This window comes from Streptomyces sp. NPDC007863 (genome assembly GCF_040633895.1).
Taxonomy (GTDB): Bacteria; Actinomycetota; Actinomycetes; order Streptomycetales; family Streptomycetaceae; genus Streptomyces.
In genome coordinates this window covers 97968-123209 of record NZ_JBEYEI010000004.1, presented here as the reverse complement: position 1 = coordinate 123209, position 25242 = coordinate 97968, and the positions used below count along the sequence as shown (strand labels likewise).

Annotated in this window: 26 protein-coding genes; 19 read left to right on the top strand and 7 right to left on the bottom strand. The window is 73.2% G+C overall.

What is annotated here, in order from left to right:
• Positions 1–66 precede the first annotated feature (66 nt).
• Complete coding sequence (locus ABZ621_RS07850; RefSeq protein WP_360601803.1) at positions 67–753, top strand: HU family DNA-binding protein; 687 nt, start codon at positions 67–69, stop codon at positions 751–753.
• A 100-nt stretch (positions 754–853) separates the two neighbouring features.
• Here the strand turns inward: ABZ621_RS07850 and ABZ621_RS07845 are convergent, their stop codons facing one another.
• Together ABZ621_RS07845 and cofC are read right to left on the bottom strand one after the other, a co-directional pair.
• A complete protein-coding gene (locus tag ABZ621_RS07845) occupies positions 854–1063 on the bottom strand; it encodes a hypothetical protein (RefSeq protein WP_360601801.1) in 210 nt (69 codons plus the stop codon).
• Positions 1064–1073: 10 nt separating this feature from the next.
• Positions 1074–1721 (bottom strand): 2-phospho-L-lactate guanylyltransferase, encoded by a 648-nt coding sequence (cofC, locus tag ABZ621_RS07840; protein ID WP_360601799.1) that lies wholly within the window; start codon positions 1719–1721, stop codon positions 1074–1076.
• Positions 1722–1849: 128 nt separating this feature from the next.
• Between cofC and ABZ621_RS07835 the strand changes: the two genes are divergently transcribed.
• From ABZ621_RS07835 to ABZ621_RS07825, 3 genes are all read left to right on the top strand, one after another.
• Positions 1850–2602 (top strand): lysophospholipid acyltransferase family protein, encoded by a 753-nt coding sequence (locus tag ABZ621_RS07835; RefSeq protein ID WP_360601797.1) that lies wholly within the window; start codon positions 1850–1852, stop codon positions 2600–2602.
• On the top strand, positions 2599–3600 hold the full coding sequence (locus ABZ621_RS07830) for an NAD(P)H-dependent glycerol-3-phosphate dehydrogenase (protein ID WP_360601795.1): 1002 nt from the start codon (positions 2599–2601) through the stop codon (positions 3598–3600). The genes ABZ621_RS07835 and ABZ621_RS07830 overlap by 4 nt, the downstream gene beginning before the upstream one ends.
• A gap of 81 nt (positions 3601–3681) precedes the next feature.
• Complete coding sequence (locus tag ABZ621_RS07825) at positions 3682–4821, top strand: D-alanine--D-alanine ligase family protein (protein ID WP_360601793.1); 1140 nt, start codon at positions 3682–3684, stop codon at positions 4819–4821.
• A gap of 33 nt (positions 4822–4854) precedes the next feature.
• Here ABZ621_RS07825 and ABZ621_RS07820 read toward each other — a convergent pair whose 3' ends face one another.
• Positions 4855–5343, bottom strand: coding sequence for a DUF3515 domain-containing protein (locus ABZ621_RS07820; protein ID WP_360601791.1), 489 nt, complete (start codon positions 5341–5343; stop codon positions 4855–4857).
• A gap of 20 nt (positions 5344–5363) precedes the next feature.
• Positions 5364–5597 carry an Lrp/AsnC ligand binding domain-containing protein gene (locus tag ABZ621_RS07815; RefSeq protein WP_360601789.1) on the bottom strand — a complete coding sequence of 78 codons (234 nt, stop codon included), beginning with the start codon at positions 5595–5597 and terminating at the stop codon, positions 5364–5366.
• Positions 5598–5830: 233 nt separating this feature from the next.
• Between ABZ621_RS07815 and ABZ621_RS07810 the strand changes: the two genes are divergently transcribed.
• Both ABZ621_RS07810 and thiD read left to right on the top strand, forming a co-directional pair.
• Entirely contained in the window at positions 5831–6793 is a 963-nt protein-coding gene (locus tag ABZ621_RS07810) for a thiamine-phosphate kinase (RefSeq protein WP_360601787.1), read from the top strand.
• Positions 6790–7593 (top strand): bifunctional hydroxymethylpyrimidine kinase/phosphomethylpyrimidine kinase, encoded by an 804-nt coding sequence (gene thiD / locus ABZ621_RS07805; protein WP_360601785.1) that lies wholly within the window; start codon positions 6790–6792, stop codon positions 7591–7593. The genes ABZ621_RS07810 and thiD overlap by 4 nt, the downstream gene beginning before the upstream one ends.
• Positions 7594–7779: 186 nt before the next feature.
• Here thiD and rpmB read toward each other — a convergent pair whose 3' ends face one another.
• Positions 7780–7965, bottom strand: a complete 186-nt coding sequence (rpmB, locus tag ABZ621_RS07800) for a 50S ribosomal protein L28 (protein ID WP_003957616.1) — start codon at positions 7963–7965, stop codon at positions 7780–7782.
• A 231-nt stretch (positions 7966–8196) separates the two neighbouring features.
• Between rpmB and ABZ621_RS07795 the strand changes: the two genes are divergently transcribed.
• From ABZ621_RS07795 to mutM, 9 genes are all read left to right on the top strand, one after another.
• A complete protein-coding gene (locus ABZ621_RS07795; protein WP_360601783.1) occupies positions 8197–9891 on the top strand; it encodes a DAK2 domain-containing protein in 1695 nt (564 codons plus the stop codon).
• Between the two features lie 109 nt (positions 9892–10000).
• Complete coding sequence (gene recG, locus ABZ621_RS07790) at positions 10001–12199, top strand: ATP-dependent DNA helicase RecG (protein WP_360601781.1); 2199 nt, start codon at positions 10001–10003, stop codon at positions 12197–12199.
• A 68-nt stretch (positions 12200–12267) separates the two neighbouring features.
• The gene (gene rsmD, locus ABZ621_RS07785) at positions 12268–12849 is read left to right on the top strand and encodes a 16S rRNA (guanine(966)-N(2))-methyltransferase RsmD (RefSeq protein ID WP_360601779.1); all 582 of its coding nucleotides are present in this window, start codon (positions 12268–12270) and stop codon (positions 12847–12849) included.
• Positions 12850–12875: 26 nt separating this feature from the next.
• The gene (gene coaD, locus ABZ621_RS07780) at positions 12876–13355 is read left to right on the top strand and encodes a pantetheine-phosphate adenylyltransferase (RefSeq protein ID WP_360602271.1); all 480 of its coding nucleotides are present in this window, start codon (positions 12876–12878) and stop codon (positions 13353–13355) included.
• Between the two features lie 110 nt (positions 13356–13465).
• Positions 13466–14500, top strand: coding sequence for a cell division initiation protein (locus ABZ621_RS07775; protein WP_360601777.1), 1035 nt, complete (start codon positions 13466–13468; stop codon positions 14498–14500).
• A 179-nt stretch (positions 14501–14679) separates the two neighbouring features.
• Entirely contained in the window at positions 14680–15285 is a 606-nt protein-coding gene (locus tag ABZ621_RS07770; RefSeq protein ID WP_360601776.1) for a DUF177 domain-containing protein, read from the top strand.
• A 2-nt stretch (positions 15286–15287) separates the two neighbouring features.
• Positions 15288–15461 (top strand): 50S ribosomal protein L32, encoded by a 174-nt coding sequence (rpmF, locus tag ABZ621_RS07765; protein WP_015036448.1) that lies wholly within the window; start codon positions 15288–15290, stop codon positions 15459–15461.
• A 20-nt stretch (positions 15462–15481) separates the two neighbouring features.
• A complete protein-coding gene (gene rnc / locus ABZ621_RS07760) occupies positions 15482–16276 on the top strand; it encodes a ribonuclease III (protein WP_360601774.1) in 795 nt (264 codons plus the stop codon).
• A gap of 251 nt (positions 16277–16527) precedes the next feature.
• A complete protein-coding gene (mutM, locus tag ABZ621_RS07755; protein ID WP_360601772.1) occupies positions 16528–17421 on the top strand; it encodes a bifunctional DNA-formamidopyrimidine glycosylase/DNA-(apurinic or apyrimidinic site) lyase in 894 nt (297 codons plus the stop codon).
• Here mutM and ABZ621_RS07750 read toward each other — a convergent pair.
• Positions 17411–17794, bottom strand: coding sequence for a helix-turn-helix domain-containing protein (locus ABZ621_RS07750; protein WP_360601770.1), 384 nt, complete (start codon positions 17792–17794; stop codon positions 17411–17413). The two genes, mutM and ABZ621_RS07750, sit on opposite strands and share 11 nt — an antisense overlap.
• Before the next feature lie 31 nt (positions 17795–17825).
• The gene (locus ABZ621_RS07745; protein WP_360601768.1) at positions 17826–18800 is read right to left on the bottom strand and encodes a CAP domain-containing protein; all 975 of its coding nucleotides are present in this window, start codon (positions 18798–18800) and stop codon (positions 17826–17828) included.
• A 222-nt stretch (positions 18801–19022) separates the two neighbouring features.
• Between ABZ621_RS07745 and ABZ621_RS07740 the strand changes: the two genes are divergently transcribed.
• From ABZ621_RS07740 to ABZ621_RS07725, 4 genes are all read left to right on the top strand, one after another.
• On the top strand, positions 19023–19304 hold the full coding sequence (locus tag ABZ621_RS07740) for an acylphosphatase (RefSeq protein WP_360601766.1): 282 nt from the start codon (positions 19023–19025) through the stop codon (positions 19302–19304).
• Positions 19305–19734: 430 nt separating this feature from the next.
• Positions 19735–19950 (top strand): hypothetical protein, encoded by a 216-nt coding sequence (locus ABZ621_RS07735; RefSeq protein ID WP_169086434.1) that lies wholly within the window; start codon positions 19735–19737, stop codon positions 19948–19950.
• Between the two features lie 204 nt (positions 19951–20154).
• Complete coding sequence (gene smc / locus ABZ621_RS07730) at positions 20155–23700, top strand: chromosome segregation protein SMC (protein WP_360601764.1); 3546 nt, start codon at positions 20155–20157, stop codon at positions 23698–23700.
• 106 nt (positions 23701–23806) lie between these two features.
• Positions 23807–25240, top strand: a complete 1434-nt coding sequence (locus ABZ621_RS07725; protein WP_360601762.1) for a sugar porter family MFS transporter — start codon at positions 23807–23809, stop codon at positions 25238–25240.
• Positions 25241–25242 lie beyond the last annotated feature (2 nt).

Below are 25242 nucleotides of genomic sequence, written 5' to 3'. Positions count from 1 at the left end.
ATACATGCCTAACGTGCGAAAAAGCTTGAACACTTTCGTTCCGGCAAAGTCTCCGAAGGGGAAGACGTGAACAAGGCGCAGCTCGTAGAAGCGATTGCCGACAAGTTGGGCGGTCGCCAGCAGGCCGCCGAAGCCGTCGACCACGTGCTCGACGCCATCGTGCGCGCCGTGGTCTCCGGCGACCGTGTCTCGGTCACGGGCTTCGGCTCGTTCGAGAAGGTCGACCGCCCGGCCCGCTACGCCCGCAACCCGCAGACGGGTGAGCGCGTGCGGGTCAAGAAGACCTCCGTTCCGCGCTTCCGCGCGGGCCAGGGCTTCAAGGACCTGGTCAGCGGGTCGAAGAAGCTCCCCAAGGGCGGCGAGGTCTCCGTCAAGAAGGCCCCCAAGGGCAGCCTGACCGGCGGCGCCTCCGCCACCGTGAAGAAGGCCGCGGCCAAGAAGGCCACCACGGCCAAGAAGGCCGCCGCCAAGAAGGCCACTCCGGCCAAGAAGACCACGGCCGCCGCCGCCAAGAAGGCCACGCCGGCCAAGAAGACCACCACCGCGGCCGCGAAGAAGACGACCGCCACGGCCAAGAAGGCCGCCGCCAAGAAGGCGACCCCGGCCAAGAAGGCCACCCCGGCCGCCGCGGCCAAGAAGACGGTCGCCAAGAAGACCGCCCCGGCGAAGAAGACCGTGGCGAAGAAGGCGCCCGCCAAGAAGACCACGGCGCGCAAGACCGCCACGGCCAAGAAGGCCGCCGCCAAGAAGTAGGACGATCACCGCACGTCCGCCGGGCCGGGCTCCCACCACGGGAGCCCGGCCCGCGGCGCGTTCCCGGAGCCGTACGGCCGTCGGGCGCCGGGGGAGGGGCTCAGAAGGTCTGGAGCGTCACCAGCGTGATCCGCGGGGCCGCGCCCCGGGCGCCCGGCTCCGTCTCGATCCGCACCCGCTGCCCCGGACGCAGCAGCCGCAGCCCGCCCGCGTCGAAGGCCTCCGTCCCGAACTCCACCGGGGTGCCGTCGTCGAGCAGCACACTGCCGCTGCGGGTCTCGGGGTCGTACGTGTACGCGGTCGCCTGCATGGACCGCAGCCTATCCGGCCGCCGCCGGACGCCGGGCCGCCGTCCGCGGACCGAGGCCCAGCGAACCCGCCGCCGCCAGATCCTCGCCGGTGTCCACGTCCCGGCGCACGGAATCCACCCCGGACAGCGTGATTTCCACCGCGCCCGAAGACAAATGCCGAAGCCGCGACGCACCACCGAATGCCGGTTCCAATTCCACCCCCGGGGCCGCCGAGAGGAATGTCGTACCGATTTCGGCGGCATCCGCGAGAAATGCCCTAGGGAATTGCCGGGCAACCGCCAGGACCCGTGCCAGCTCCACCGGACGCAGCGCCGGCAGATCCGCGTTCAGGGCCGCCACGCGCCCGTGCGGCCGCCGCTCCCGTACCGCCCGGGCGCCGTGCGCGAGCGCCGCGTTGAGCCCCGCCGCCGGGGCGTCCGGCACCACCAGGGCCCCCAGCGCGGCCAGCGCCCGCCCGGCCGAGGCATCGTCCGTGACCACCACCACGTCCCGGACCTCCGGGCACTCCAGGGCCGCGGCCACCGTGTCCTCGGCGAAGGCCAGGGCGAGGCGGGGCCGCAGCAGCTCCCCGGCGGCGGGGGCCAGCCGGCTCTTCGCCAGGGCCAGGGGCTTCAGGGGTACGACCAGGGACCAGCCGTCGTCCGCATCCGTGTTCATCGCGGCCCATTCTGTCCCGCCCCGGCGGTACGGGCCGGGCCCCGGGGCGTACGGTGTCACTCGACACAGCAGGAGCATGGGGCGACACTTGACCCCCTGCCAGCAAGACCCGGAGAAAGGTGCGCCGAGTGCCCCGCCGCAGAATCGGCTTCTGGTACCGCCTCGCGGCGGTCATCGCCAAACCCCCCCTGGTGGTTCTGTTCAAGCGGGACTGGCGCGGCATGGAGCACATTCCGGCCGACGGCGGTTTCCTCACCGCGGTCAACCACAACTCCTACCTGGACCCGCTCTCCTACGCGCACTACCAGTACAACACCGGCCGGGTGCCCCGCTTCCTGGCCAAGGCGGGGCTCTTCAAGGGCGGATTCGTCGCCACGATGCTCCGCAACACGGGCCAGATCCCCGTCTACCGCGAGACCGCGAACGCCCTGGACGCCTTCCGCGCCGCCGTGGACGCCATCGAGCGGGGCGAGTGCGTCGCCTTCTACCCCGAGGGCACCCTCACCCGGGACCCCGACATGTGGCCCATGCCGGGCAAGACCGGCGCCGCCCGCGTCGCGCTGCTCACCAAGGCGCCCGTCATCCCGGTGGCCCAGTGGGGCGCCAACCTCGCGATGCCGCCGTACGCGAAGAAGGACAAGTTCAGCTTCTTCCCGCGCAAGACGCTGATCGTGCAGGCCGGCCCGCCGGTCGACCTCTCCCGCTTCGACGGCCTGGAGCCCACCCCCGAGGTGCTGCGCGAGGCCACCGAGACGATCATGGCCGCCATCACCGCCCTCCTGGAGGAGGTCCGCGGCGAGCAGGCCCCCGCCGAGCCCTACGATCCGCGCCGCGCCCGTCAGGCCCTGCGCCGCAAGGCCGCCGAGGGAGGCGCCGTATGACCAAGGCCGCCGTCTTCGGGAACGGTTCCTGGGGCACCGCCTTCGCCATGGTGATGGCCGACGCGGGCTGCGAGGTGAGCCTCTGGGGCCGCCGTCCCGCGCTCGCCGAGACCATCAACACCACCCGGACCAACCCCGACTACCTGCCCGGTGTCGAACTCCCCAAGGGCATCACGGCCACCGCCGACGCGGGTGAGGCGGCCGAGGGGGCCGACTTCGCGGTCCTCGTCGTCCCCTCCCAGACGCTGCGCGAGAACCTCGCCGCCTGGGCGCCGAAGCTCGGCCCCGACACCGTGCTCGTCTCCCTCATGAAGGGCATCGAACTCGGCACCGCCAAGCGGATGAGCGAGGTCATCACCGAGGTCGCCGGCGTCCCCGCCGAGCGCGTCGCCGTCCTCACCGGCCCCAACCTGGCCCGTGAGATCGCCGCCCGGCAGCCCGCCGCCGCCGTCGCCGCCTGCGTCGACGAGTCGGTCGCCCAGCGGCTCCAGGCCGCCTGCATGACCCCGTACTTCCGCCCGTACACCAACACCGACGTGGTCGGCTGCGAGCTCGGCGGCGCGGTGAAGAACGTCATCGGCCTCGCCGTCGGCATCGCCAACGGCATGGGCCTCGGCGACAACTCCAAGGCCACGCTCATCACCCGCGGCCTCGCCGAGACCACCCGCCTCGGCCTCGCCATGGGCGCCGACCCGCTGACCTTCTCCGGCCTCGCGGGCCTCGGCGACCTCGTCGCCACCTGCTCCTCGCCGCTCTCCCGGAACAACACCTTCGGCACCAACCTCGGCCGCGGGATGACCCTCCAGGAGGCCGTCGCGGCCACCAAGCAGACCGCGGAGGGCGTCAAGTCCTGCGAGTCGGTGCTCGATCTGGGCCGCCGCCACGGCGTCGACATGCCCATCACCGAGACCGTCGTCTCGATCGTCCACGACGGGAAGCCGCCGACGGTCGCCCTGAAGGAGCTCATGTCGCGCAGCGCCAAGCCCGAAAGGCGCTGAGCCGACGCGCTGAGCCGTCCGCGCGAGGCGGCGAGCGGGGCGCTCAGGAGTTCGGACACCGCAAGGTACGCTCATCGCGATATGAGCGAGAACACCCAGAGCCCCCGCAAGCCGCGCGTGGCCGTCGTCTTCGGCGGACGCAGCTCCGAGCACGCCATCTCCGTCGTCACCGCCGGCGCCGTCCTCAAGGCGATCGACCGGACCAAGTACGACGTGCTGCCCATCGGCATCACCCGGGAGGGGCGCTGGGCCCTGACCGCCGACGCCCCCGAGCGGATGGCCATCGCCGAGCGCTCCCTGCCGGACGTCGCCCAGCTCGCCGAGTCCGAGACCGGCGGCGTGGTCCTCCCCGTCGACCCGGCCAGCCGCGAGGTCGTCCTGCACGAGCCCGGCTCGCTGCCGCAGGCCCTCGGCGAGGTCGACGTCGTCTTCCCCATGCTCCACGGCCCCTACGGCGAGGACGGCACCCTCCAGGGCCTCCTGGAGCTCTCCGGCATCCCGTACGTCGGCGCGGGCGTCCTCGCCTCCGCCGTCGGCCAGGACAAGGAGTACATGAAGCGGGTCTTCGTCTCCTACGGCCTGCCCGTCGGCCCGTACGAGGTCATCCGGCCGCGCGAGTGGGACCGCAACCCGGCCGAGGCCCGCAAGAAGATCGTCGAGTTCGCCGCCGACCACGGCTGGCCGCTCTTCGTGAAGCCGGCCCGCGGCGGCTCCTCCGTCGGCATCACCAAGGTCGACGACCTCTCCGGCCTCGACGAGGCCGTCGAGGAGGCCCGCCGCTACGACCCGAAGATCATCGTGGAGGCGCTGCTGCGCGGCCGCGAGATCGAGTGCGGCGTCCTGGAGTTCGAGGACGGCCCGCGCGCCAGCGTGCCCGCCGAGATCCCGCCGGTCACCGACCACGACTTCTACGACTTCGAGGCCAAGTACATCGACTCGGCCTCCGGCATCGTGCCCGCCCCGATCGGGGACGAGGCCACCGCCGAGATCCAGCGCCTGGCCGTCGCCGCCTACGAGGCGGTCTCCTGCGAGGGCCTGGTCCGCGCCGACTTCTTCCTCACCGAGGACGGCGACTTCGTGATCAACGAGATCAACACCATGCCCGGCTTCACCCCGATCTCCATGTACCCGCGCATGTGGCAGGAGAGCGGCGTGAGCTACCCCGAGCTGGTCGACCGGCTGATCCAGGCCGCGCTGACCCGCTCCACGGGCCTGCGCTAGCCCCCGGAAGCCTGGGCCCCGGTCACCGGGGCCCTAGCGGCACTCGGGCTCCAGGGCGCACGGCACCGTCCGGTCCACCGGGCCGGCCAGGTCCACCAGCGGGCCGATGTCGTGGGCGTACCGCTCGTCCAGGGCGACCTCGACATAGGTCTTCCGGTACACCGAGGTGAACCGGGGGCCGCCCTGCTCGGGCTGCTCCAGCATCCAGCGCACGCCCTCGGCGGAGACGGCCCGCGCCTGCGGATCGCTCATCTTTTCGGGCCGGTCCACCCCGCAGCGCAGTACGATCGCTCCGTCTCCCCACCCGGCGGTCAGCTCGGAGCCGGGAGACGGATCGCTCCGCTCCTGCCCCGCCACGGTGTCCGGGAGCTCCTCCGCCAGCGCACGGCAGAGCGCCGCCTCCGCCGCGGGCGGAGTCGGCACCCGCACGGACGCCTGGGCGCCGGAGGAGCAGCCGGTCACGGCCAGCAGCAGGACGGCGGCCGCAGCGGGCAGGCCGAGAGGCCGGTGGGAAGAGGTCACCGGCCAAGGGTAGACGGGGGCTACAGATGGACGACCGGGCAGGTCAGGGTGCGCGTGATGCCGTCCACTTGCTGGACCTTCGCGACCACCATGCGGCCGAGCTCGTCGACCGTGTCGGCCTGGGCCCGCACGATCACGTCGTACGGCCCGGTCACGTCCTCTGCCTGGATCACCCCCGGGATCTTGGAGATGGTGTCGGCGACGCTCGACGCCTTGCCCACCTCGGTCTGAATCAGGATGTACGCCTGTACCACGGAACCTCCAGGACGGCCACGAGGATCTTGTGGGAGAAAGAGACGCCACGGTACCGCGTCGCCGGAAGCCACGGGGAGACCCGCGCCTTCCGGAGCGCCCGGGGTGTGGCGTACACAGGACGGAAGTTGACGGTCAACTTGACGGTACCCAGCACGGTGACGGCCCGCGACCCGCGGCGCGAGCGGACGCTCGGCCGACGGCCGGCCGGCACGACGACACGAGGTGAGACGCGGTGAAGGGCACAGTCGGAGAACTGGGCGAGTTCGGGCTCATCAGGGAGCTCACGTCCCGGCTCACCTCCACCCCGGCGGTACGGATCGGGCCGGGCGACGACGCCGCCGTGGTCTCCGCCCCGGACCGGCGCGTGGTGGCCAGCACGGACATCCTGCTCGAAGGACGGCACTTCCGCCGCGACTGGTCGACGGCGTACGACGTCGGCCGCAAGGCCGCCGCGCAGAACCTCGCCGACATCGCCGCCATGGGCGCGGTCCCCACCGCCCTCCTCCTCGGCCTCGTCGTCCCCGCGGAACTCCCCGTCACCTGGCCCACGGAACTCATGGACGGGCTGCGCGACGAATGTCAGGTCGCGGGCGCCGCGGTGGTCGGCGGCGACGTCGTCCGCGGCGACACGATCATGGTCTCCATCACCGCCCTCGGCGACCTCCGCAACGCCGACCCGGTCACCCGGGGCGGCGCGCAGCCCGGCGACGTCGTCGCCTACACCGGCTGGCTCGGCTGGTCCGCCGCCGGCTACGCGGTCCTCTCCCGGGGCTTCCGCTCGCCGCGCGCCTTCGTCGAGGCCCACCGCCGTCCCGAGCCGCCGTACCACGCCGGCCCGGCCGCCGCCGGGCTCGGCGCGACCGCCATGTGCGACGTCAGCGACGGCCTCATCGCCGACCTCGGCCACATTGCCGAGGCCAGCAACGTCCGCATCGACCTGCGCTCCGGACTCATCGACATCCCCGGCCAGATGCACGACATCGGCCAGGCCGTCGGCGTCGACCCGCTCCAGTGGGTCCTCACCGGAGGCGAGGACCACGCGATCGTCGCCACCTTCCCGCCGGACGTGAAGCTGCCCGCCCGCTGGAAGGTGATCGGCGAGGTCATCGCCCCCTCCGCGCTGCCCCAGGTGACCGTCGACGGCGCCCCCTGGCACAGCACCGGCGGCTGGGACCACTTCGGGGAGACCGAGTGAACCCCCGGCCGCCGCTGGTGCTCACCGTCGCCGGATCCGACTCCGGCGGCGGCGCGGGCATCCAGGCCGACCTCAAGACCATGCTCGCCCTCGGCGTCCACGGCATGAGCGTGGTGACCGCCGTCACCGCGCAGAACTCGCGCGGGGTCCACGGCGTCTGGGAGCTGCCCGCGGAGGCCGTCCGGGCCCAGTACCGGGCCGTCGTCGACGACATCGGCGTCCACGCGGTCAAGACCGGGATGCTCGCCACCGCCCCGCTCGTCGAGACCGTCGCCGAACTCCTCGCGGGGACGGACGCGCCCGTGGTCGTCGACCCCGTCGGCGTCTCCAAGCACGGCGACCCGCTGCTCGCGGCCACCGCCCTGGAATCCGTACGGAAGCGGCTCCTGCCGGCCGCGACCGTCGCCACGCCCAACCTGGACGAGGTGACGCAGCTCACCGGGATCGTCGTCGAGGACGAGGACGGGATGCGCCGGGCCGCCGACGCGATCCTCGGGTACGGGCCGCGCTGGGCGCTCATCAAGGGCGGCCACCTGCCCGGGGACGCCGCCGAGGTCGTGGACCTCCTCACCGACGGCACCGAGGAGCACTGGCTGTACGCCCCCCGGTACGACAACCGGCACACCCACGGCACCGGCTGCACGCTCGCCTCGGCGGTCGCCTCCGGCCTCGCCAAGGGACTGCCCGTGCCGAAGGCCGTACGGGAGGCGAAGGCGTACGTGACCGGGGCGCTCGCCGCCGGCTTCGCCCTGGGGGAGGGCATCGGGCCCGTCGACCACGGGTGGGAGCTGCGCCGCTGACGCGACCGTGCCGCCGGGCACGACGAAGGGCGGGTCCGACCCCCGAGGTCGGACCCGCCCTTCGCGCTCATGCGGGCAATGCGGGCACGGCGTGTGGCGCAGACAAGGCGGAAGGCCGGGCCACCGAGGTGGACCGGCCTTCCCAGGCAACCGCAGGGGCTGCGCTACGACACGGAAACGTCGCGATTAGCGCGAGACCTTGCCGGCCTTGATGCACGAGGTGCAGACGTTGAGCCGCTTCGGCGTCCGACCGACCACGGCACGCACACGCTGGATGTTCGGGTTCCAGCGACGAGACGTACGGCGGTGCGAGTGCGAAATGTTGTTGCCGAAGCCCGGCCCCTTGCCGCAGACGTCGCAGTTGGCAGCCACGGGTCACTCCAAAGACTTCAGATTTACAGTGAGATCCGGCGCACCGGAATCAGGAGTCTGAAGTGGCTTGCCGGGGATGGCCCGGCGAGTGCCGGGCAACCGAAGCAGCATACAACGACTGCTTCGGTGGAACGAAACTACCACGGTCCGGTCCGACGCCGTCCCGGCCCCCGGACCCGGAAGCCCCCGGTCTACCCTGCGGTGGACTTCACCGCCGAAGGAGGACCCCCGTTGTCGCGAGCCCCGCAGCCCTTCGACCCCGCCGTCCGAGGTGACGAGCGTCTCGTCCTCGACGCCGAGGCGGTCCGGGCCTGGAGCGCGCGGACGGCCGAGGCCCTCGGCCGGGAGCGGGCCGCGATCGACGCCATCAACGTCTTCCCGGTCGCCGACGGGGACACCGGCACCAACCTCTACCTGACCGCCGACGCGGGCCACCGGGCCGTCGAGGCCGTCTTCGCCGCCCCCGGCGCCGCCGGGGCCTCCGCGCCCGACACCGCCGACGCGGTCCGCGCCCTGGCCCACGGGGCGCTCCTCGGCGCCCGCGGCAACTCCGGCACCATCCTGTCCCAGCTGCTGCGCGGCATGGCCGCCGTCCTCGCCGACGGCGCCGACGGCGACCACCTCGCCCGCGCCCTCGACACCGCCGCCGCCTCCGCCCGCGCCGCCGTCGCCCACCCCGAGGAGGGCACCATCCTCACGGTCGCCTCCGCCGCCGCGGCCGGCTGCGCGGACGGCGGCCCCCTCCCGGACGTGGCCAGGAAGGCCTACGACGGGGCCAGGACGGCCCTGGAGGCCACCCCCGGCCAACTGGCCGTGCTCGGCCGCGCCGGGGTCGTGGACGCCGGAGGACAGGGCCTGGTGGCCGTCCTCGGCGCGCTCGTGGAGACCGTGACCGGACGGGCCCCGGAACCGCTGCCGCCGTCCCCGGCGGTACGCGTCCTGCCCGAGCGGCCGGGGGAGACCTGCGGCCACGACGGCGAGCAGGGCCCCGGCTACGAGGTCCTGTACCTCCTGGAGGCCGAGGACGCCGCCGTCGAACTCCTCAGGGCCCGGCTCGACGCCCTCGGCGACTCCCTCGTCGTCGTCGGCGGCGACGGGCTCTGGAACGTCCACGTCCACGTCGACGACGCGGGCGCCGCCGTCGAGGCCGGGATCGAGGCCGGCCGGCCGCACCGGATCCGCGTCACCCACTTCGCGAGCGCCGGCCCCGCGCCCGTACCCGACGACGAGGCCGGGACGCCCGCCCACGCGCGCGGGGAGCGGGCCCAGCGGGCCGTCGTCGCCGTCCTCCCCGGCGAGGGCCTGGCCGGACTCTGCGCCGAGGCCGGCGCCACCACCCTCCAGGCCAGGCCCGGAGAAGCGCCCACCGGCGACGAACTCCTCGATGCCGTCCGCCGCGCCCACGCGCGCGAGGTGGTCCTCCTGCCCAACGACACCGACCTGCGGGCCGCCGCCGCGTCCGCCGCCGAACGGGCCCGCGCCGAGGGCATCCGGGTCGCGCTCATCCCCACCCGGGCCGCCGTCCAGGGCATCGCCGCCCTCGCCGTCCACGAACCCGAGCGCACCTTCGACGAGGACGTCGTCGCCATGACCGCCGCCGCCGGCGCCACCCGCTACGCCGAACTCGCCGTCGCCGCCCGCCAGTCCTTCACCAGCGCCGGCGTCTGCCAGGCCGGCGACGTCCTCGGCCTCATCGAGGGCGACGTCGCCGTCATCGGCCAGGACCTCACCGCCACCGCCCGCACGGTCCTCGACCGGATGCTCCAGGCCGGCGGCGAACTCGTCACCCTCGTCGTCGCCGACAGCGCCCCGCCCGGCCTCGCCGACACCCTCGAAGCCCACGTCCGCCGCGGCTACCTGGCCGTCGACACCGTCACGTACCACGCGGGCGAGGGCGCCCCGCCGCTCCTCGTCGGCGTCGAGTAGCGGGGCCCGTCCGGCGGGCCGGCCACGGGCCCGGGCCACGCCCTCCGGATCGTGCCGGCCGGACCCGAAGGGCACGGCCTCGCCCCGGCTGTCGGTCCGGTGGTGTGCAATGGAACACGTGCCCGCGCTCGACGAACCCCTCAAGAAGTCCCTCGGCCCCGCCACCGCCAAGGTCATGGCCGAGGCCCTCGACCTGCACACGGTCGGCGACCTCCTCCACCACTACCCCCGGCGGTACGCGGAGCGGGGCGAGCTGACCACGCTCTCCGACCTGCCGCTCGACGAACACGTCACGGTCGTCGCCCAGGTCGCCGACGCCCGCGTGCACACCTTCAACGGCGCCAAGGGCCGCGGCCAGCGCCTCGAAGTCACCATCACCGACGGGTCCGGCCGGCTCCAGCTCGTCTTCTTCGGCAAGGGCGTCCACAAGCCCCACCACGACCTGCTGCCCGGCACCCGCGCGATGTTCTCCGGCAAGGTCTCGCTCTTCAACCGCCGCCTCCAGCTCGCCCACCCCGCCTACGAACTCCTGCGCGGCGACGGCGACGTGGCCGTGGACGCCTGGGCGAGCGCGCTCATCCCGATCTACCCGGCCACCACCAAGCTGGAGTCCTGGAAGATCGCCAAGGCCGTCGACGCCGTCCTGCCGAGCGTCACCGACGCCGTCGACCCGCTCCCGCCCGCCCTGCGCGAGGGCCGCGGCCTCGCCGAACTTCCCGACGCCCTGCGCCTGATCCACCGTCCCAGCAGCAAGGCCGACGTCGCCGCCGCCCGCGAACGGCTCAAGTGGGACGAGGCCTTCGTCCTCCAGGTCGCCCTCGCCCGCCGCCGGCACGCCGACACCCAGCTCCCCGCCGTCCCCCGCCGCCCCGCCGCCGACGGCATCCTCACCGCCTTCGACGCCAAGCTCCCCTTCACCCTCACCGACGGCCAGACCAAGGTCTCCAAGGAGATCTTCGACGACCTCGCCACCGACCACCCCATGCACCGCCTGCTCCAGGGCGAGGTCGGATCGGGCAAGACGATGGTGGCCCTGCGGGCCATGCTCGCCGTCGTCGACGCCGGGGGGCAGGCCGCGATGCTCGCGCCCACCGAGGTCCTCGCCCAGCAGCACCACCGGTCGGTCAGCGAGATGATGGGCGAGCTCGCCGAGGGCGGGATGCTCGGCGGGGCCGACCGGGCCACCAAGGTGGTGCTGCTCACCGGCTCCATGGGCGCCGCCGCCCGCCGCCAGGCCCTGCTCGACCTGGTCACCGGCGAGGCGGGGATCGTCATCGGGACGCACGCCCTCATCGAGGACAAGGTCAAGTTCCACGACCTGGGCCTGGTCGTCGTCGACGAGCAGCACCGCTTCGGCGTCGAGCAGCGCGACGCGCTCCGCGGCAAGGGCAAGCAGCCGCCGCACCTCCTCGTCATGACGGCCACCCCGATCCCGCGGACCGTCGCCATGACCGTCTTCGGCGACCTGGAGACCTCCGTCCTCGACCAGCTCCCCGCCGGGCGCTCCCCGATCGCCAGCCACGTCGTCCCCGCCGCCGACAAGCCGCACTTCCTCGCCCGCGCCTGGGAGCGCGTCCGCGAGGAGGTGGAGAACGGCCACCAGGCCTATGTGGTCTGCCCCCGCATCGGCGACGAGGAGGACGAGAAGAAGGCCGCCAAGCGCAAGCCCTCCGCCGAGGACGAGGCCGAGAAGCGGCCCCCGCTCGCCGTCCTCGACGTCGCCGAGAAGCTCGCCGCCGGCCCCCTGGCCGGGCTGCGGATCGCCGTCCTGCACGGGCGCATGCACCCCGACGACAAGGACGACGCCATGCGCCGCTTCGCCGCCGGCGAGCTCGACGTCCTCGTCGCCACCACCGTCATCGAGGTCGGCGTGAACGTGCCCAACGCCACCGCCATGGTGATCATGGACGCCGACCGCTTCGGCGTCTCCCAGCTCCACCAGCTCCGCGGCCGCGTCGGCCGAGGCTCCGCCGCCGGCCTCTGCCTCCTCGTCACCGAGATGCCCGAGGCGAGCCCCGCCCGCCAGCGGCTCGGCGCCGTCGCCTCGACCCTCGACGGCTTCGAGCTCTCCCGCATCGACCTCGAACAGCGCCGCGAGGGCGACGTCCTCGGCCAGGCCCAGTCCGGCGTCCGCTCCTCCCTGCGGGTCCTCGCCGTCATCGACGACGAGGAGGTCATCGCCGCCGCCCGCGAGGAGGCCACCGCCCTCGTCCTCGCCGACCCCGACCTGGCGGCCCACCCGGGGCTGCGCACCGCCCTGGACGCCCTGCTGAGCGAGGAGCGGGAGGAGTACCTGGAGAAGGGCTGACCGTGCCCCCGGCCCGCACGGCCATATCCTGGGGCGTACGCACTGGACGACGCAGGACGAGGAAACCGATGACCCGCGTGATCGCCGGCACCGCCGGCGGGCGGCGCCTGGCCGTGCCCCCGGGCAACGGCACCCGCCCCACCTCCGACCGGGCGCGCGAGGGCCTCTTCTCCACCTGGGAGGCGCTCCACGGCATCGAGGGCAGCCGGGTCGCCGACCTGTACGCGGGCTCCGGCGCCGTCGGTCTGGAGGCGCTCTCCCGCGGCGCCGTCCACGCCCTGCTCGTCGAGGCCGACGCCCGCGCCGCCCGCACCGTCCGGGAGAACGTGGCCTCGCTCGGCCTGCCCGGCGCCGAGGCCCGCACCGGCAAGGCCGAGCAGATCGTCACGGGACCGGCCCCGGCCGAGCCGTACGACCTGGTCTTCCTCGACCCGCCCTACGCGGTCGCGGACGAGGAACTGCGAGAGATCCTCCTCACACTGCGCTCAGGGGGCTGGCTGAGCGAGGATGCCGTCGTCACCGTGGAACGCAGCACCCGAGGCGGCTCCTTCGGCTGGCCGGACGGCTTCGAACCACTGCGGTCCCGCCGCTACGGCGAGGGAACGTTTTGGTACGGTCGCGCCGCCTCTACGTGCGAAGACGCACGATGACCGGACCGGAGAGCGAGGGAACCAAGGTGCGCCGCGCCGTCTGCCCGGGGTCGTTCGACCCCATCACCAACGGACATCTCGACATCATCGCCCGCGCCTCCAAGCTGTACGACGTCGTGCACGTCGCGGTGATGATCAACCAGTCCAAGAAGGGCCTGTTCTCGGTCGAGGAGCGGATCGAGCTGATCCGCGAGGTCACCGCCGACTTCGGCAACGTCGAGGTGGAGTCCTTCCACGGCCTGCTCGTCGACTTCTGCAAGCAGCGGGACATCCCCGCCATCGTCAAGGGCCTGCGCGCGGTCAGCGACTTCGACTACGAGCTCCAGATGGCCCAGATGAACAACGGCCTGTCGGGCGTCGAGACGCTCTTCGTGCCCACCAACCCCACGTACAGCTTCCTGTCGTCCTCGCTGGTCAAGGAGGTCGCGGCCTGGGGCGGCGACGTCTCCCACCTGGTGCCCCCGCAGGTCCTCGGCCGGCTCACCGAACGGCTCGCGCAGAAGTGACGCGCGGCCACCGCCGCTGACGCTCCGTCACCTGGTGTCGGACGGGCCACGACTGCCCTTACAGTCGTCCCGTCCGTCTCCATCCAGCTGTAGAGAGTGGCGAGCACCCGGTGGACGTGCAGAAGAAGCTCGACGAGATCGTCGCGACCGTACAGAACGCCCGCTCGATGCCCATGTCGGCCTCCTGCGTGGTGAACCGCGCCGATCTCCTCGCCCTCCTCGAAGAGGTACGGGACGCCCTGCCGCACTCCCTCGCCCATGCCCAGGAGCTGATCGGCGGGCGCGAGCAGATGGTCGAGCAGGCCCGCCAGGAGGCCGAGCGGATCATCGAGGCCGCCCACGCCGAGCGCGGCACCATCGTCTCCGACACCCAGATCGCCCGGCAGTCGCAGGAAGAGGCCGACCGGATCCTCTCCGAGGCCCGCCGCGAGGCCGAGGAGGTCCGCGCCGAGGCCGACGAGTACGTCGACTCCAAGCTCGCCAACTTCGAGGTCGTCCTCAACAAGACCATCGGCTCCGTCGACCGCGGCCGCGAGAAGCTCCTCGGCCGCGGCCCGGGCCTGGACGAGCGGGGCTACGCCGACGAGGACGCCCCCGAGTACAGCGCGGACCCGGGGACCCTGATCGCCCGCGCCGACGAGTACGTGGACGCCAAACTGGGCGCCTTCGAGGCGGTCCTCTCCAAGACCCTGGAGGCCGTCGGCCGCGGCCGGCAGAAGCTGCACGGCCGGATCGCCAGCGACGCCCTCGGCGAGCACATGGCCGCCCAGGAGGGCCTCGGCCACTCCGTGCACACCAGCGACGCCGACTACCTCGCCGGCCTCGCGGAGCTCGCCGACCCGGAGCCCGTCGCCCCCGTGGCCGCGCCCGCCCCGGTCGCCGCGCAGATCCCCGCCCAGCAGGACCCCTACGGCTACCAGCAGCAGCCCCAGCAGGCGGACCCGTACGGCTACCAGCAGCAGGACCCGTACGCGTACCAGCAGCCCCAGCAGGCCGACCCCTACGGCTACCAGCAGCCTCAGCAGGCGGACCCGTACGGCTACCAGCAGCAGCCCCAGCCGGCCGCCGCGCTCGACGAGACCAGCTTCTTCGACACGAGCATGATCGATCTGGAGCAGCTGCGCCGCTACGAGCAGGGGCAGTAGCCCGGAGCGGGGGCCGATTGGGCCCAGGGCGAAGCGTCCAGTATCCTGGCTCTTCGGTCGCGTGTATTCCCGCGATCCCTGCTGCCCGCAAGCGGCAGCCACCGTGAAGACTTTGCGACGCGAACGATCCGAAAGCAGGAAGAGCCCTGAGCACGCGCCTCGACCACCGCAACCCCCTCGTGTTCGACACGCACGAGCTGGGGCGGCGTCCCGGTGCCCTCCAGCGGATCTCCCGCACGGTCGACGCGCCCGCCGATCTCGGCGTCGCCGGGGTCGTCGGAGTGCCCGAGGGTGCTCCGGTGGAGATCGAACTCCGACTCGAGTCCGTCATGGAAGGGGTGCTTGTCACAGGCACCGCCCGTGCATCGGCCGAGGGGGAGTGCGTAAGGTGTCTGGAGCCCGTCGAGCTGGAGCTCGACGCGGACTTCCAGGAGATGTTCTCGTACCCGGAATCCGACGACCGGGGCCGTGTCAAAACGGCCGCGGACGACGAGGACGATGAAGACGAGAGCATGACCCCCCTCGAGGACGGCATGTTCGACCTCGAACCCGTGCTGCGTGACGCCGTGGTGCTCGCTCTGCCGATGCAGCCGGTGTGCCGGGAGGACTGTGCGGGTCTGTGTTCCGACTGCGGAATCAACCTGAACGACCACCCCGACCACCACCACGACGCCACCGACATCCGTTGGGCGGCACTGCAGGAACTCGCCGGTTCGCTGGGAGCCGACGAGAAGGACAACATGAGCGACGCCGCTACCGGTGTCGACGAGAAGCAGGAGAAGTAGCCGTGGCTGTTCCGAAGCGGAAGATGTCGCGCAGCAACACGCGCCACCGCCGGTCGCAGTGGAAGGCTGCGGTCCCCACCCTGGTTTCGTGCGAGCGTTGCCAGGAGCCGAAGCTGCAGCACATCGCGTGCCCGAGCTGCGGCACCTACAACAAGCGCCAGGTCCTCTCGGTCTGAGCGGGCTGGTGAGAGGCACGATGTCTGACAACATCAGCAACGCCTCGTCCCACACGCTTCTGGAAGGGCGGCTCGGGTATCACCTCGAGTCCGCCCTTCTGGTGCGTGCGCTGACCCACCGCTCGTACGCGTACGAGAACGGCGGTCTGCCCACCAACGAGCGTCTGGAGTTCCTCGGGGACTCCGTGCTCGGCCTGGTGGTCACCGACACCCTCTACCGCACCCACCCGGATCTGCCGGAGGGCCAGCTGGCCAAGCTCCGGGCCGCGGTGGTCAACTCGCGTGCGCTGGCGGACGTCGGGCGCGGCCTCGACCTTGGCTCCTTCATCCGGCTCGGCCGGGGCGAAGAGGGCACGGGCGGCCGGGACAAGGCATCCATCCTCGCCGACACCCTCGAAGCGGTGATCGGCGCGGTCTATCTCGACCAGGGCCTCGACGCGGCGTCCGAGCTGGTGCACCGGCTCTTCGACCCGCTGATCGAGAAGTCCTCGAACCTCGGTGCCGGACTGGACTGGAAGACCAGTCTCCAGGAGCTCACCGCGGCCGAAGGGCTCGGTGTCCCGGAGTACCTCGTCTCCGAGGAGGGACCGGACCACGAGAAGACCTTCACTGCTGCCGCCCGCGTCGGTGGTGTCTCGTACGGCACCGGCACCGGCCGCAGCAAGAAGGAGGCGGAGCAGCAGGCCGCCGAGTCCGCGTGGCGCGCGATCCGCGCGGCCGCGGACGAGCGGGCGGCGGCGGCCAAGGCCGCGGCCGAGGCCGGCACGACGGGCGAGCAGGACCGGACGGACGGGGCCACCCCGGCCACCGCCTGAACGCCTGACGCCCAAGGGCCGGGGTCTGAGGCCTGTGCCTGAGGCCCGAGCCTGATCGGTCACGCGACCTCGCCGACCTCGCGTGAGCGAGCACCCGCATCCTTCAGCGGAGTTCTTACCGCCCGCCCCCACCAGGGGCGGGCGGAGCCGTTTCCGGGGGCGTTCCCCGGGGCTTCCGCGGGCCTCTTCCGGGGGAGCCCGAGCGGTAGGCTGCGAGGACCACCACCCCGTACCCCCTCCGGAGGAGTCCCGTGCCCGAGCTGCCCGAGGTCGAGGTCGTCCGGCGCGGACTGGAGCGCTGGGTCGCCGGGCGGACCGTGGCCGGCGTGGAGGTCCTGCACCCCCGGGCCGTCCGGCGCCACCCCGGGGGCGGCGAGGATTTCGCGGCCCGGCTCGTCGGGCAGCGCTTCGAGCCGGCCCGCCGCCGCGGCAAGTACCTGTGGCTGCCGCTCGCCGACACCGGCACCTCCGTCCTCGGGCACCTCGGGATGAGCGGGCAGCTCCTGGTGCAGCCGACGGACGCCCCGGACGAGAAGCACCTGCGGATCCGGATCCGCTTCACGCCGTCCGACGCCGGCTCCGTCGCGGGCGGGGCCGGTACGGAGCTCCGCTTCGTCGACCAGCGCACCTTCGGCGGGCTCTCGCTGCACGAGGCGGCCCCCGACAGCGCCGACGGGCTGCCGGACGTCATCGGGCACATCGCCCGCGACCCGCTCGACCCGGCCTTCGACGACGCCGCCTTCCAGGCCGCGCTCCGGCTGCGCCGCACCACGATCAAGCGGGCGCTCCTCGACCAGTCGCTGATCAGCGGCGTCGGCAACATCTACGCCGACGAGGCGCTGTGGCGGGCCAGGCTGCACTACGACCGGCCGACCGCCACCCTCACCCGCCCGCGCTCGGCCGAGCTCCTCGGCCACGTCCGCGACGTGATGAACGCGGCCCTCGCCGCCGGCGGCACCAGCTTCGACAGCCTCTACGTGAACGTGAACGGCGAGTCCGGCTACTTCGACCGCTCGCTCGACGCCTACGGACGCGAGGACGAGCCCTGCCGGCGCTGCGGCACCCCGATGCGCCGCCGCGCCTGGATGAACCGCTCCAGCTACTTCTGCCCGCGCTGCCAGCGCCCGCCGCGCGTCAGCCCGTGACGCCGGCGCGCTCGGAGTCGTACGCCTCCCGGGCCGCGACGACCTCCGGCATCCGCCCCTCGACCAGCGCGATCAGCCCGACGAGGCGCTCGGCGACGTCCCGCCCCAGCGGGGTCAGCCGGTAGTCGACCCGGGGCGGGTTGACCGGCTGTGCCTCCCGGTGGACCAGGCCGTCCCGCTCCAGCGCGTGCAGGGTCTGCGCCAGCATCTTCTCGCTGACGCCGTCGACCCGCCGCCGCAGCTCGTTGAAGCGGAAGGAGCCCTCGTGCAGGGCGGAGAGGGTGAGGCCGCCCCACCGTCCGGTGATGTGCTCCAGGGTCACCCGCGAGGCACAGCCGCGCGCGAACACGTCGAAGGCCGGATCGTCGCTCATACCCCCCACGGTAACCGTGGGGGCGGCCGGTTCAGTAGCCGAAGTCCTGGGTCCACCACGGGCCGCCGTCGGCGAAGTGGACGCCGACGCCGAGGGTGGTGAAGTCGCAGTTCAGGATGTTGGCGCGGTGGCCGTCGCTGTTCATCCAGGAGACCATCACGGCGGTCGCGTCGACCTGGCCGCGGGCTATGTTCTCGGCGCCGAGGCTGTCGATGCCGGCGGCCTGGGCGCGGGACCAGGGGGTGGCGCCGTCGGGGTCGGTGTGGTCGAAGAAGTTCCGGGCGGCCATGTCGGCGCTGAAGGCGCCGGCGAGCCGGGCCAGGCCGGCGGAGGGCTGGACCGGGGTGCAGCCGACCTTCGCGCGCTCGGCGTTCACCAGGCGCAGCACCTCGGCCTCGGCCGCGTCCGCGCGGTCGGCGGTGGAGCCGGCCGCCTCGGCCGTCTCCTCGGCCGGGGCCTGCGTGGTGGCGGTGGGCGCCGGGGCGGCCTGGGTGGTGGCCGGGGCCTGCGCGGTCTTCGACGGCTTCGGCTTCGGCTTCGCCGGGGCGGTGGTGGGCGCGGGGGCCGCGGCGTGCGTCTTCGACGGCGTGGGGGAGGGGGACGCGGTCTTCGTGGGGGTGGGCGTGGCCTTGGGGGAGGCCGGGGCCGCGGTCTTCTTCGCGCTCCGGGAGCCCTCGCCCGTGCCGCCGGTGCCCGTCGAGGCGTCGGCCGGGGTGCGGGTCGCCCCGCCCTGGGTGGTCAGCTCGGGGGTCTGCCGGGTCTCCGTGGTGGCGGGCCGGCTGGTGCCGGCGTTGCCCGCGGTGAAGGTGTCGCCGCCGGGGAGGATCCCGGGGGCGGCGACCGCGACGGCTGCGGCGCCGACGACGACGGCGGCCGAGGCGCCGATCAGTCCGGTGCGGACCGGGCGGCCGCGCCGCTTGCGGCGGGTACCCCCGTGACCGCGGTCGGTGCCGGTCGCGTAGTCTGCCTCGGCGGGCGCGGCGCCGGAGCGACGGTGGCGTCCCATCTGCCCTGCCTCCCTGAGCTGGCTCGGCCGGCGCATGCCGGCTCTTCGCTACTGGATCTTTGCGGCCTTTGCTTTCGGCATGGAGTTCCGCGAAGCGTGACGCTCCGTGCGGACGGCCGAGCGGCGTGCACCCGTGTGGGTGAGGCGCATTCCGGTGGACTGTACGCCATGGGAAGCCGCCGCGACGTGCAGTTCGGGCAATCCGCCCGCTAGCGTGCAGCCATGAGTGACGATGTACGGATGACCGCCTGGGTGCGCGGACGGGTACAGGGAGTGGGCTTCCGCTGGTTCACCAGGGCAAACGCTCTGGAGATCGGCGGCCTCACCGGCTTCGCCCTGAACCTCGACGACGGCCGGGTGCAGGTGGTGGCGGAGGGCCCGAGTGACAATTGCCACCGTCTCCTGGAGTGGCTGCGGACCGGGGACACGCCCGGCCGCGTGGACGGTGTCACCGAGATATGGGGCACCCCCCGCGGGGGCTACGACGGCTTCGCCATCCGCTGACCCCCCGTCCCGACCCCTCTCGCCCCCTCCGCCGGCCCTCCCTCCGGACGCCCCCGACGGGCGCCGGGCGGGGGGCCGGTGGCGTGCCGGTGAACGCGGGTGGACGGGCGTCCTGCCTGGTGGTTGCCAAGATTCGCCGCTCGTGCAAGGCTTCCCGGGTAAGGATCATCGCCACGCCCCGGAGCGCACGGGTCGAGAGGCGCCGCCGCCCGCGTCGCGGCCGCGAACTCCCCGTCCGCCGCACCCGTCGGGGCGTGATCGTGTTGACCGTCAAACTTTTTGGTGAGACTCTGGAAGCCCCGCGCACCTTAGCTGTGTGGCAGTAGAACACCGGCACGACTCAGGTACTGCCGAGCACCGCGGGTGCGAATCCATCCCTCACGACCCACACCGCAATCGGTCGGTCACTCAGTGTGGAGGACCACTCATCATGGCAAAGGCGCTTCTCGGTTACGTCGGCGGCTCCGACCCGCGACTCCTCGCCGAGATGCGACGGCTTCAGCAGCGCGTCCAGGACCTGGAATCCGAGCTCGTACGGATCCAGACCGAGAACGACGCGCTCAACGCTGCCGCCGCTCAGCAGGGCGAGTCGCTGCTCGACCGCATCGACCTCGACGTACCCCAGGCGGAGCCTGCGCTCACCTGACACCCATGCCAGACGGGCTCAGGTGGGAACAGCTGAATAGGCAAGGGGCGCTCCGGCGTCCCTTCTTTTCTGGACCCTCGTGTCCCCCGCGGCCCCCGTCCCCCGTGCGTCACCCCGGTCCACCCGCGTCACGGAGTTCCTCACCCGAGGGTCTGCCCTGCGCGATCACGGGCGAAACGCGACACCCCGGGTAGAGTCCCGTGGGTGCACCTCAAGGCCTTGACGCTCCGCGGATTCAAGTCGTTCGCCTCCGCCACGACGCTGAGGTTCGAACCGGGAATCACCTGCGTCGTCGGCCCCAACGGCTCCGGCAAGTCCAACGTCGTCGACGCCCTCTCCTGGGTCATGGGGGAGCAGGGCGCCAAGTCGCTGCGCGGCGGCAAGATGGAGGACGTCATCTTCGCCGGCACCACCGGGCGGCCCCCGCTCGGCCGTGCCGAGGTCTCGCTCACCATCGACAACTCCGACGGCGCCCTGCCGATCGACTACGCCGAGGTGACCATCACCCGGATCATGTTCCGGGGTGGCAGCAGCGAGTACCAGATCAACGGCGACACCTGCCGGCTCCTCGACATCCAGGACCTCCTCTCCGACTCGGGCATCGGCCGCGAGATGCACGTCATCGTCGGCCAGGGACAGCTCGACTCGGTGCTGCACGCCGACCCCATGGGCCGGCGTGCCTTCATCGAGGAGGCCGCCGGCGTCCTCAAGCACCGCAAGCGCAAGGAGAAGGCGCTGCGGAAGCTCGACGCGATGAAGGCCAACCTCGCGCGCGTGCAGGACCTCACCGACGAACTGCGCCGGCAGCTCAAGCCGCTGGGCCGGCAGGCCGCCGTCGCCCGCCGCGCCGTCGTCATCCAGGCCGACCTGCGCGACGCCCGGCTCCGCCTCCTCGCCGACGACCTCGTCCGCCACCGGAGCGCCCTGCACGCCGAACTCGCCGACGAGGCCGCCCTCCTGGCCCGCAAGGAGACCGCCGCGGAGGAGCTGCGCGCCGCCCTCGCCGACGAGGCCGCCCTGGAGGCCGAGGTCCGCGCCCTCGCCCCCCGCCTGGAGCGCGCCCAGCAGAGCTGGTACGCCCTCTCCCAGCTCGCCGAACGCGTCCGCGGCACGGTCTCCCTCGCCGACGCGCGCGTGAAGAGCGCCACCGACGCCCCCGCCGAGGAGCGGCGCGGCCGCGACCCCGAGGACCTGGAGCGCGAGGCCGCCCGCGTCCGCGAACAGGAGGCCGAGCTGGGGGCCGCCCTGGAGGCCGCCGAACGGGCCCTGGAGGACACCGTCGAGCACCGGGCCGGGCTGGAACGGGCCCTCGCCGCCGAGGAACGCCGCCTCAAGGACGCCGCCCGCGCCCTCGCCGACCGCCGCGAGGGCCTCGCCCGGCTGCACGGCCAGGTCAACGCCGCCCGCTCCCGCGCCGCCTCCGCCCAGGCCGAGATCGACCGGCTCGCCGCCGCCCGCGACGAGGCCGCCGACCGGGCCGTCACCGCCCAGGAGGAGTACGAGCGGCTCAAGGCCGAGGTCGACGGGCTCGACGCCGCCGACACCGCCCACGGCGAGCGGTACGAGGAGGCCCGCCGCGCCCTCGCCGGCGCGGAGAACGCGCTGAGCGCCGCCCGCGAGGCCGCCGCCGACGCCGAGCGCCGCCGGGCCGCCACCCGCGCCCGGCACGACACGCTCGCGCTCGGCCTGCGCCGCAAGGACGGCACGGGCGCCCTGCTCTCCGCCGGACTCGCCGGGATCCTCGGCCCGGCCGCCGAACTCCTCACCGTCGCCCCCGGATACGAGGTCCCCGTCGCCGCCGCGCTCGGCGCCGCCGCCGACGCCCTCGCCGCCGACGGCCCCGCCGCCGCGGTCGAGGCCCTCCGCCTCCTGCGCAAACAGGACGCCGGCCGCGCCACCCTGCTCCTGACCGCCGCCGCGCAGGGAGAGCCGACGCCGCTGCCGTCCGGCACCGTGCCCGCCGCCGGACTCGTCACCGGACCCGAGGGGCTCGTCGCCGCCGCACGCCGGCTGCTCGACGGCACCGTCGTCGTCGACGGCCTCGACGAGGCCCTGGAACTCGTCCGCGCCCACCCCGGCCTCACCGCCGTCACCGCCGACGGCGACCTGCTCGGCGCCCACCACGCCCAGGGCGGCTCGGCCGGCGCCCCCAGCCTCCTCGAAGTCCAGGCCCAGGTCGACGAGGCCGCCGCCGAACTCGCCGAACTCGCCGTCCGCTGCGAGGAGTCGGCCCGCGCCAAGGGGGAGACCGCCGAACACCGCCGGGCCGCCGCCGCCCGCGTCGAGGAGCTCGACGCCCTCCGGCGCACCGCCGAGAAGGAGAAGGCGACCGTCGCCCAGGCCCTCGGCCGGCTCGCCGGCCAGGCCAGGGGAGCGGCCGGCGAGGCCGAACGGACCGCCGCCGCCGTCGCCCGCGCCCAGGAGGCCCTGGAACGCGCCGGCGCCGAGGCCGAGGAGCTGGCCGAACGGCTCCTCGTCGCCGAGGAGACCCCCGCCGAGGAGGAACCCGACACCTCCGTCCGCGACCGGCTCGCCATCGACGGCTCCAACGCCCGCCAGACCGAGATGGAGGCCCGCCTCCAGGTCCGCACCCACGAGGAGCGGGTCAAGGGCCTGTCCGGCCGCGCCGACTCCCTCGACCGGGCGGCCCGCGCCGAACGGGAGGCACGCGCGCGTGCCGAGCAGCGCCGCGCCCGCCTCCGCCACGAGGCCCGCGTCGCCCGGGCCGTCGCCGCCGGGGCCCGTACCCTCCTCGCCCACGCCGAGGTCTCCCAGGAGCGCGCCGACCGCGAGCGCGCCGCGGCGGCCGCCGCCCGCGCCGACCGCGAGCAGGGCCTCGCCGCCGCCCGCACCCGCGGCCGCGAGCTCAAGACCGAGCTCGACAAGCTCACCGACTCCGTCCACCGCGGCGAGGTCCTGGGCGCCGAGAAGCGGCTGCGGATCGAACAGCTGGAGGCGAAGGCGCTGGAGGAGTTCGGCGTCGAGGCGGGCGCGCTCACCGCCGAGTACGGCCCCGACCAGCCCGTCCCGCCGTCGCCGCCCGCCGAGGGCGAGACCCTCCCCGAAGACCCGGACGACCCCCGCAACCAGCCGCGCCCCTTCATCCGTTCGGAGCAGGAGAAGCGGCTGAAGGCGGCCGAGCGCGCCTTCCAGCAGCTCGGCAAGGTCAACCCGCTGGCCCTGGAGGAGTTCGCCGCCCTGGAGGACCGCCACCGCTTCCTCTCCGAACAGCTGGAGGACCTGAAGAAGACCCGCGCCGACCTGCTCCAGGTCGTCAAGGAGGTCGACCAGCGGGTCGAGCAGGTCTTCACCGAGGCGTACCACGACACCGCCCGGGAGTTCGAGGGCGTCTTCTCCCGCCTCTTCCCCGGCGGCGAGGGCCGGCTCGTGCTCACCGACCCCGACAACATGCTCACCACCGGCGTCGACGTGGAGGCCCGGCCGCCCGGCAAGAAGGTCAAGCGGCTCTCGCTGCTCTCCGGCGGCGAACGCTCGCTGACCGCCGTCGCCCTGCTCGTCTCCATCTTCAAGGCCCGGCCCAGCCCCTTCTACGTCATGGACGAGGTCGAGGCCGCGCTCGACGACACCAACCTCCAGCGGCTGATCCGGATCATGCGGGAGCTCCAGGAGTCCTCGCAGCTCATCGTGATCACCCATCAGAAGCGGACGATGGAGGTCGCCGACGCGCTGTACGGCGTCTCCATGCAGGGTGACGGCGTCTCGAAGGTGATCAGCCAGCGGCTCCGCTGAAGTGGTGGACCGGCGGAAGGTGTGCGCCACTGGAAATCCTGGGTAACCGGAAGCCTCCCGGAACTCCGGGCAGAGGACCGAAGGACCGCCGTACCGAGGAGTCCATGTGACCGACACCGCACAGGCCCCCACACCGCCGCCGTCCGAAGGCCGGGCGGCGCACCCGGACCACCTCGGCCACGTCATCTTCATCACCGCCTCCGCCGCCATGGGCGGATTCCTCTTCGGCTACGACAGCTCCGTCATCAACGGCGCCGTCGAGGCCATCCGCGACCGCTACGACATCGGCTCCGCGACCCTCGCCCAGGTCATCGCCATCGCCCTGATCGGCTGCGCCATCGGCGCCGCGACCGCCGGCCGGATCGCCGACCGCATCGGCCGCATCCGCTGCATGCAGATCTCCGCCGTCCTCTTCGCGGTCAGCGCCGTCGGCTCCGCCCTGCCCTTCGCCCTCTGGGACCTCGCCCTCTGGCGGATCATCGGCGGCTTCGCCATCGGCATGGCCTCCGTCATCGGCCCCGCCTACATCGCCGAGGTCGCCCCCGCCGCCTACCGCGGCCGCCTCGGCTCCTTCCAGCAGGCCGCCATCGTCATCGGCATCGCCATCTCCCAGCTGGTCAACTACGGCATCCTGCAGCTCGCCGACGGAGACCAGCGCGGCGAGATCGGCGGCCTGGAGGCCTGGCAGTGGATGCTCGGCGTGATGGTCGTCCCCGCCCTGCTCTACGGGCTGCTCTCCTTCGCCATCCCCGAGTCCCCCCGCTTCCTCATCTCCGTCGGGCGGACCGAGCGGGCCAAGGAGGTGCTGGCCGAGGTCGAGGGCCACGGCGTCGACCTCGACCGCCGGGTCGCCGAGATCGACCTGGCCATGCGCAGCGAGCACAAGTCCACGTTCAAGGACCTGCTCGCCCCCGGCAGCCGCTACCGTCTGCTGCCGATCGTCTGGGTCGGCATCGGCCTCTCCGTCTTCCAGCAGCTCGTCGGCATCAACGTCGCCTTCTACTACTCCGCGACGCTCTGGCAGTCCGTCGGCATCGACCCGTCGAGCTCGTTCTTCTACTCCTTCACCACGTCGATCATCAACATCATCGGCACCGTGATCGCGATGGTCCTGGTCGACCGGGTCGGCCGCAAGCCGCTCGCCCTCGTCGGCTCCGTCGGCATGGCGATCGCGCTGGCCTTCGAGGCCTGGGCCTTCTCCGCCGACCTCGTCGACGGCAAACTCCCCGAGACCCAGGGCGTCGTGGCGCTCGTCGCCGCCCACGTCTTCGTGCTCTTCTTCGCCCTCTCCTGGGGCGTGGTCGTCTGGGTCTTCCTCGGCGAGATGTTCCCCAACCGGATCCGCGCCGCCGCCCTCGGCGTCGCCGCCTCCGCCCAGTGGATCGCCAACTGGGCCATCACCGCCAGCTTCCCGTCCCTCTCCGACTGGAACCTCTCCGGCACCTACGTCATCTACACGGTCTTCGCCGTCCTCTCGATCCCCTTCGTGCTCAGGTACGTCAAGGAGACCAAGGGCAAGACCCTGGAGGAGATGGGCTGACG

Excerpts from the sequence above, each read along its gene's own strand:
- ABZ621_RS07825 (WP_360601793.1), top strand. The coding sequence starts at position 3,682 with ATGAGCGAGAACACCCAGAGCCCCCGCAAGCCGCGCGTGGCCGTCGTC.
- ABZ621_RS07735 (WP_169086434.1), top strand. The coding sequence starts at position 19,735 with ATGGCAAAGGCGCTTCTCGGTTACGTCGGCGGCTCCGACCCGCGACTC.
- rnc (WP_360601774.1), top strand. The coding sequence starts at position 15,482 with ATGTCTGACAACATCAGCAACGCCTCGTCCCACACGCTTCTGGAAGGG.
- ABZ621_RS07830 (WP_360601795.1), top strand. The coding sequence starts at position 2,599 with ATGACCAAGGCCGCCGTCTTCGGGAACGGTTCCTGGGGCACCGCCTTC.
- ABZ621_RS07740 (WP_360601766.1), top strand. The coding sequence starts at position 19,023 with ATGAGTGACGATGTACGGATGACCGCCTGGGTGCGCGGACGGGTACAG.
- ABZ621_RS07750 (WP_360601770.1), bottom strand. The coding sequence starts at position 17,794 with ATGAGCGACGATCCGGCCTTCGACGTGTTCGCGCGCGGCTGTGCCTCG.
- rsmD (WP_360601779.1), top strand. The coding sequence starts at position 12,268 with ATGACCCGCGTGATCGCCGGCACCGCCGGCGGGCGGCGCCTGGCCGTG.
- ABZ621_RS07745 (WP_360601768.1), bottom strand. The coding sequence starts at position 18,800 with ATGGGACGCCACCGTCGCTCCGGCGCCGCGCCCGCCGAGGCAGACTAC.
- ABZ621_RS07845 (WP_360601801.1), bottom strand. The coding sequence starts at position 1,063 with ATGCAGGCGACCGCGTACACGTACGACCCCGAGACCCGCAGCGGCAGT.
- cofC (WP_360601799.1), bottom strand. The coding sequence starts at position 1,721 with ATGAACACGGATGCGGACGACGGCTGGTCCCTGGTCGTACCCCTGAAG.
- recG (WP_360601781.1), top strand. The coding sequence starts at position 10,001 with ATGGAACACGTGCCCGCGCTCGACGAACCCCTCAAGAAGTCCCTCGGC.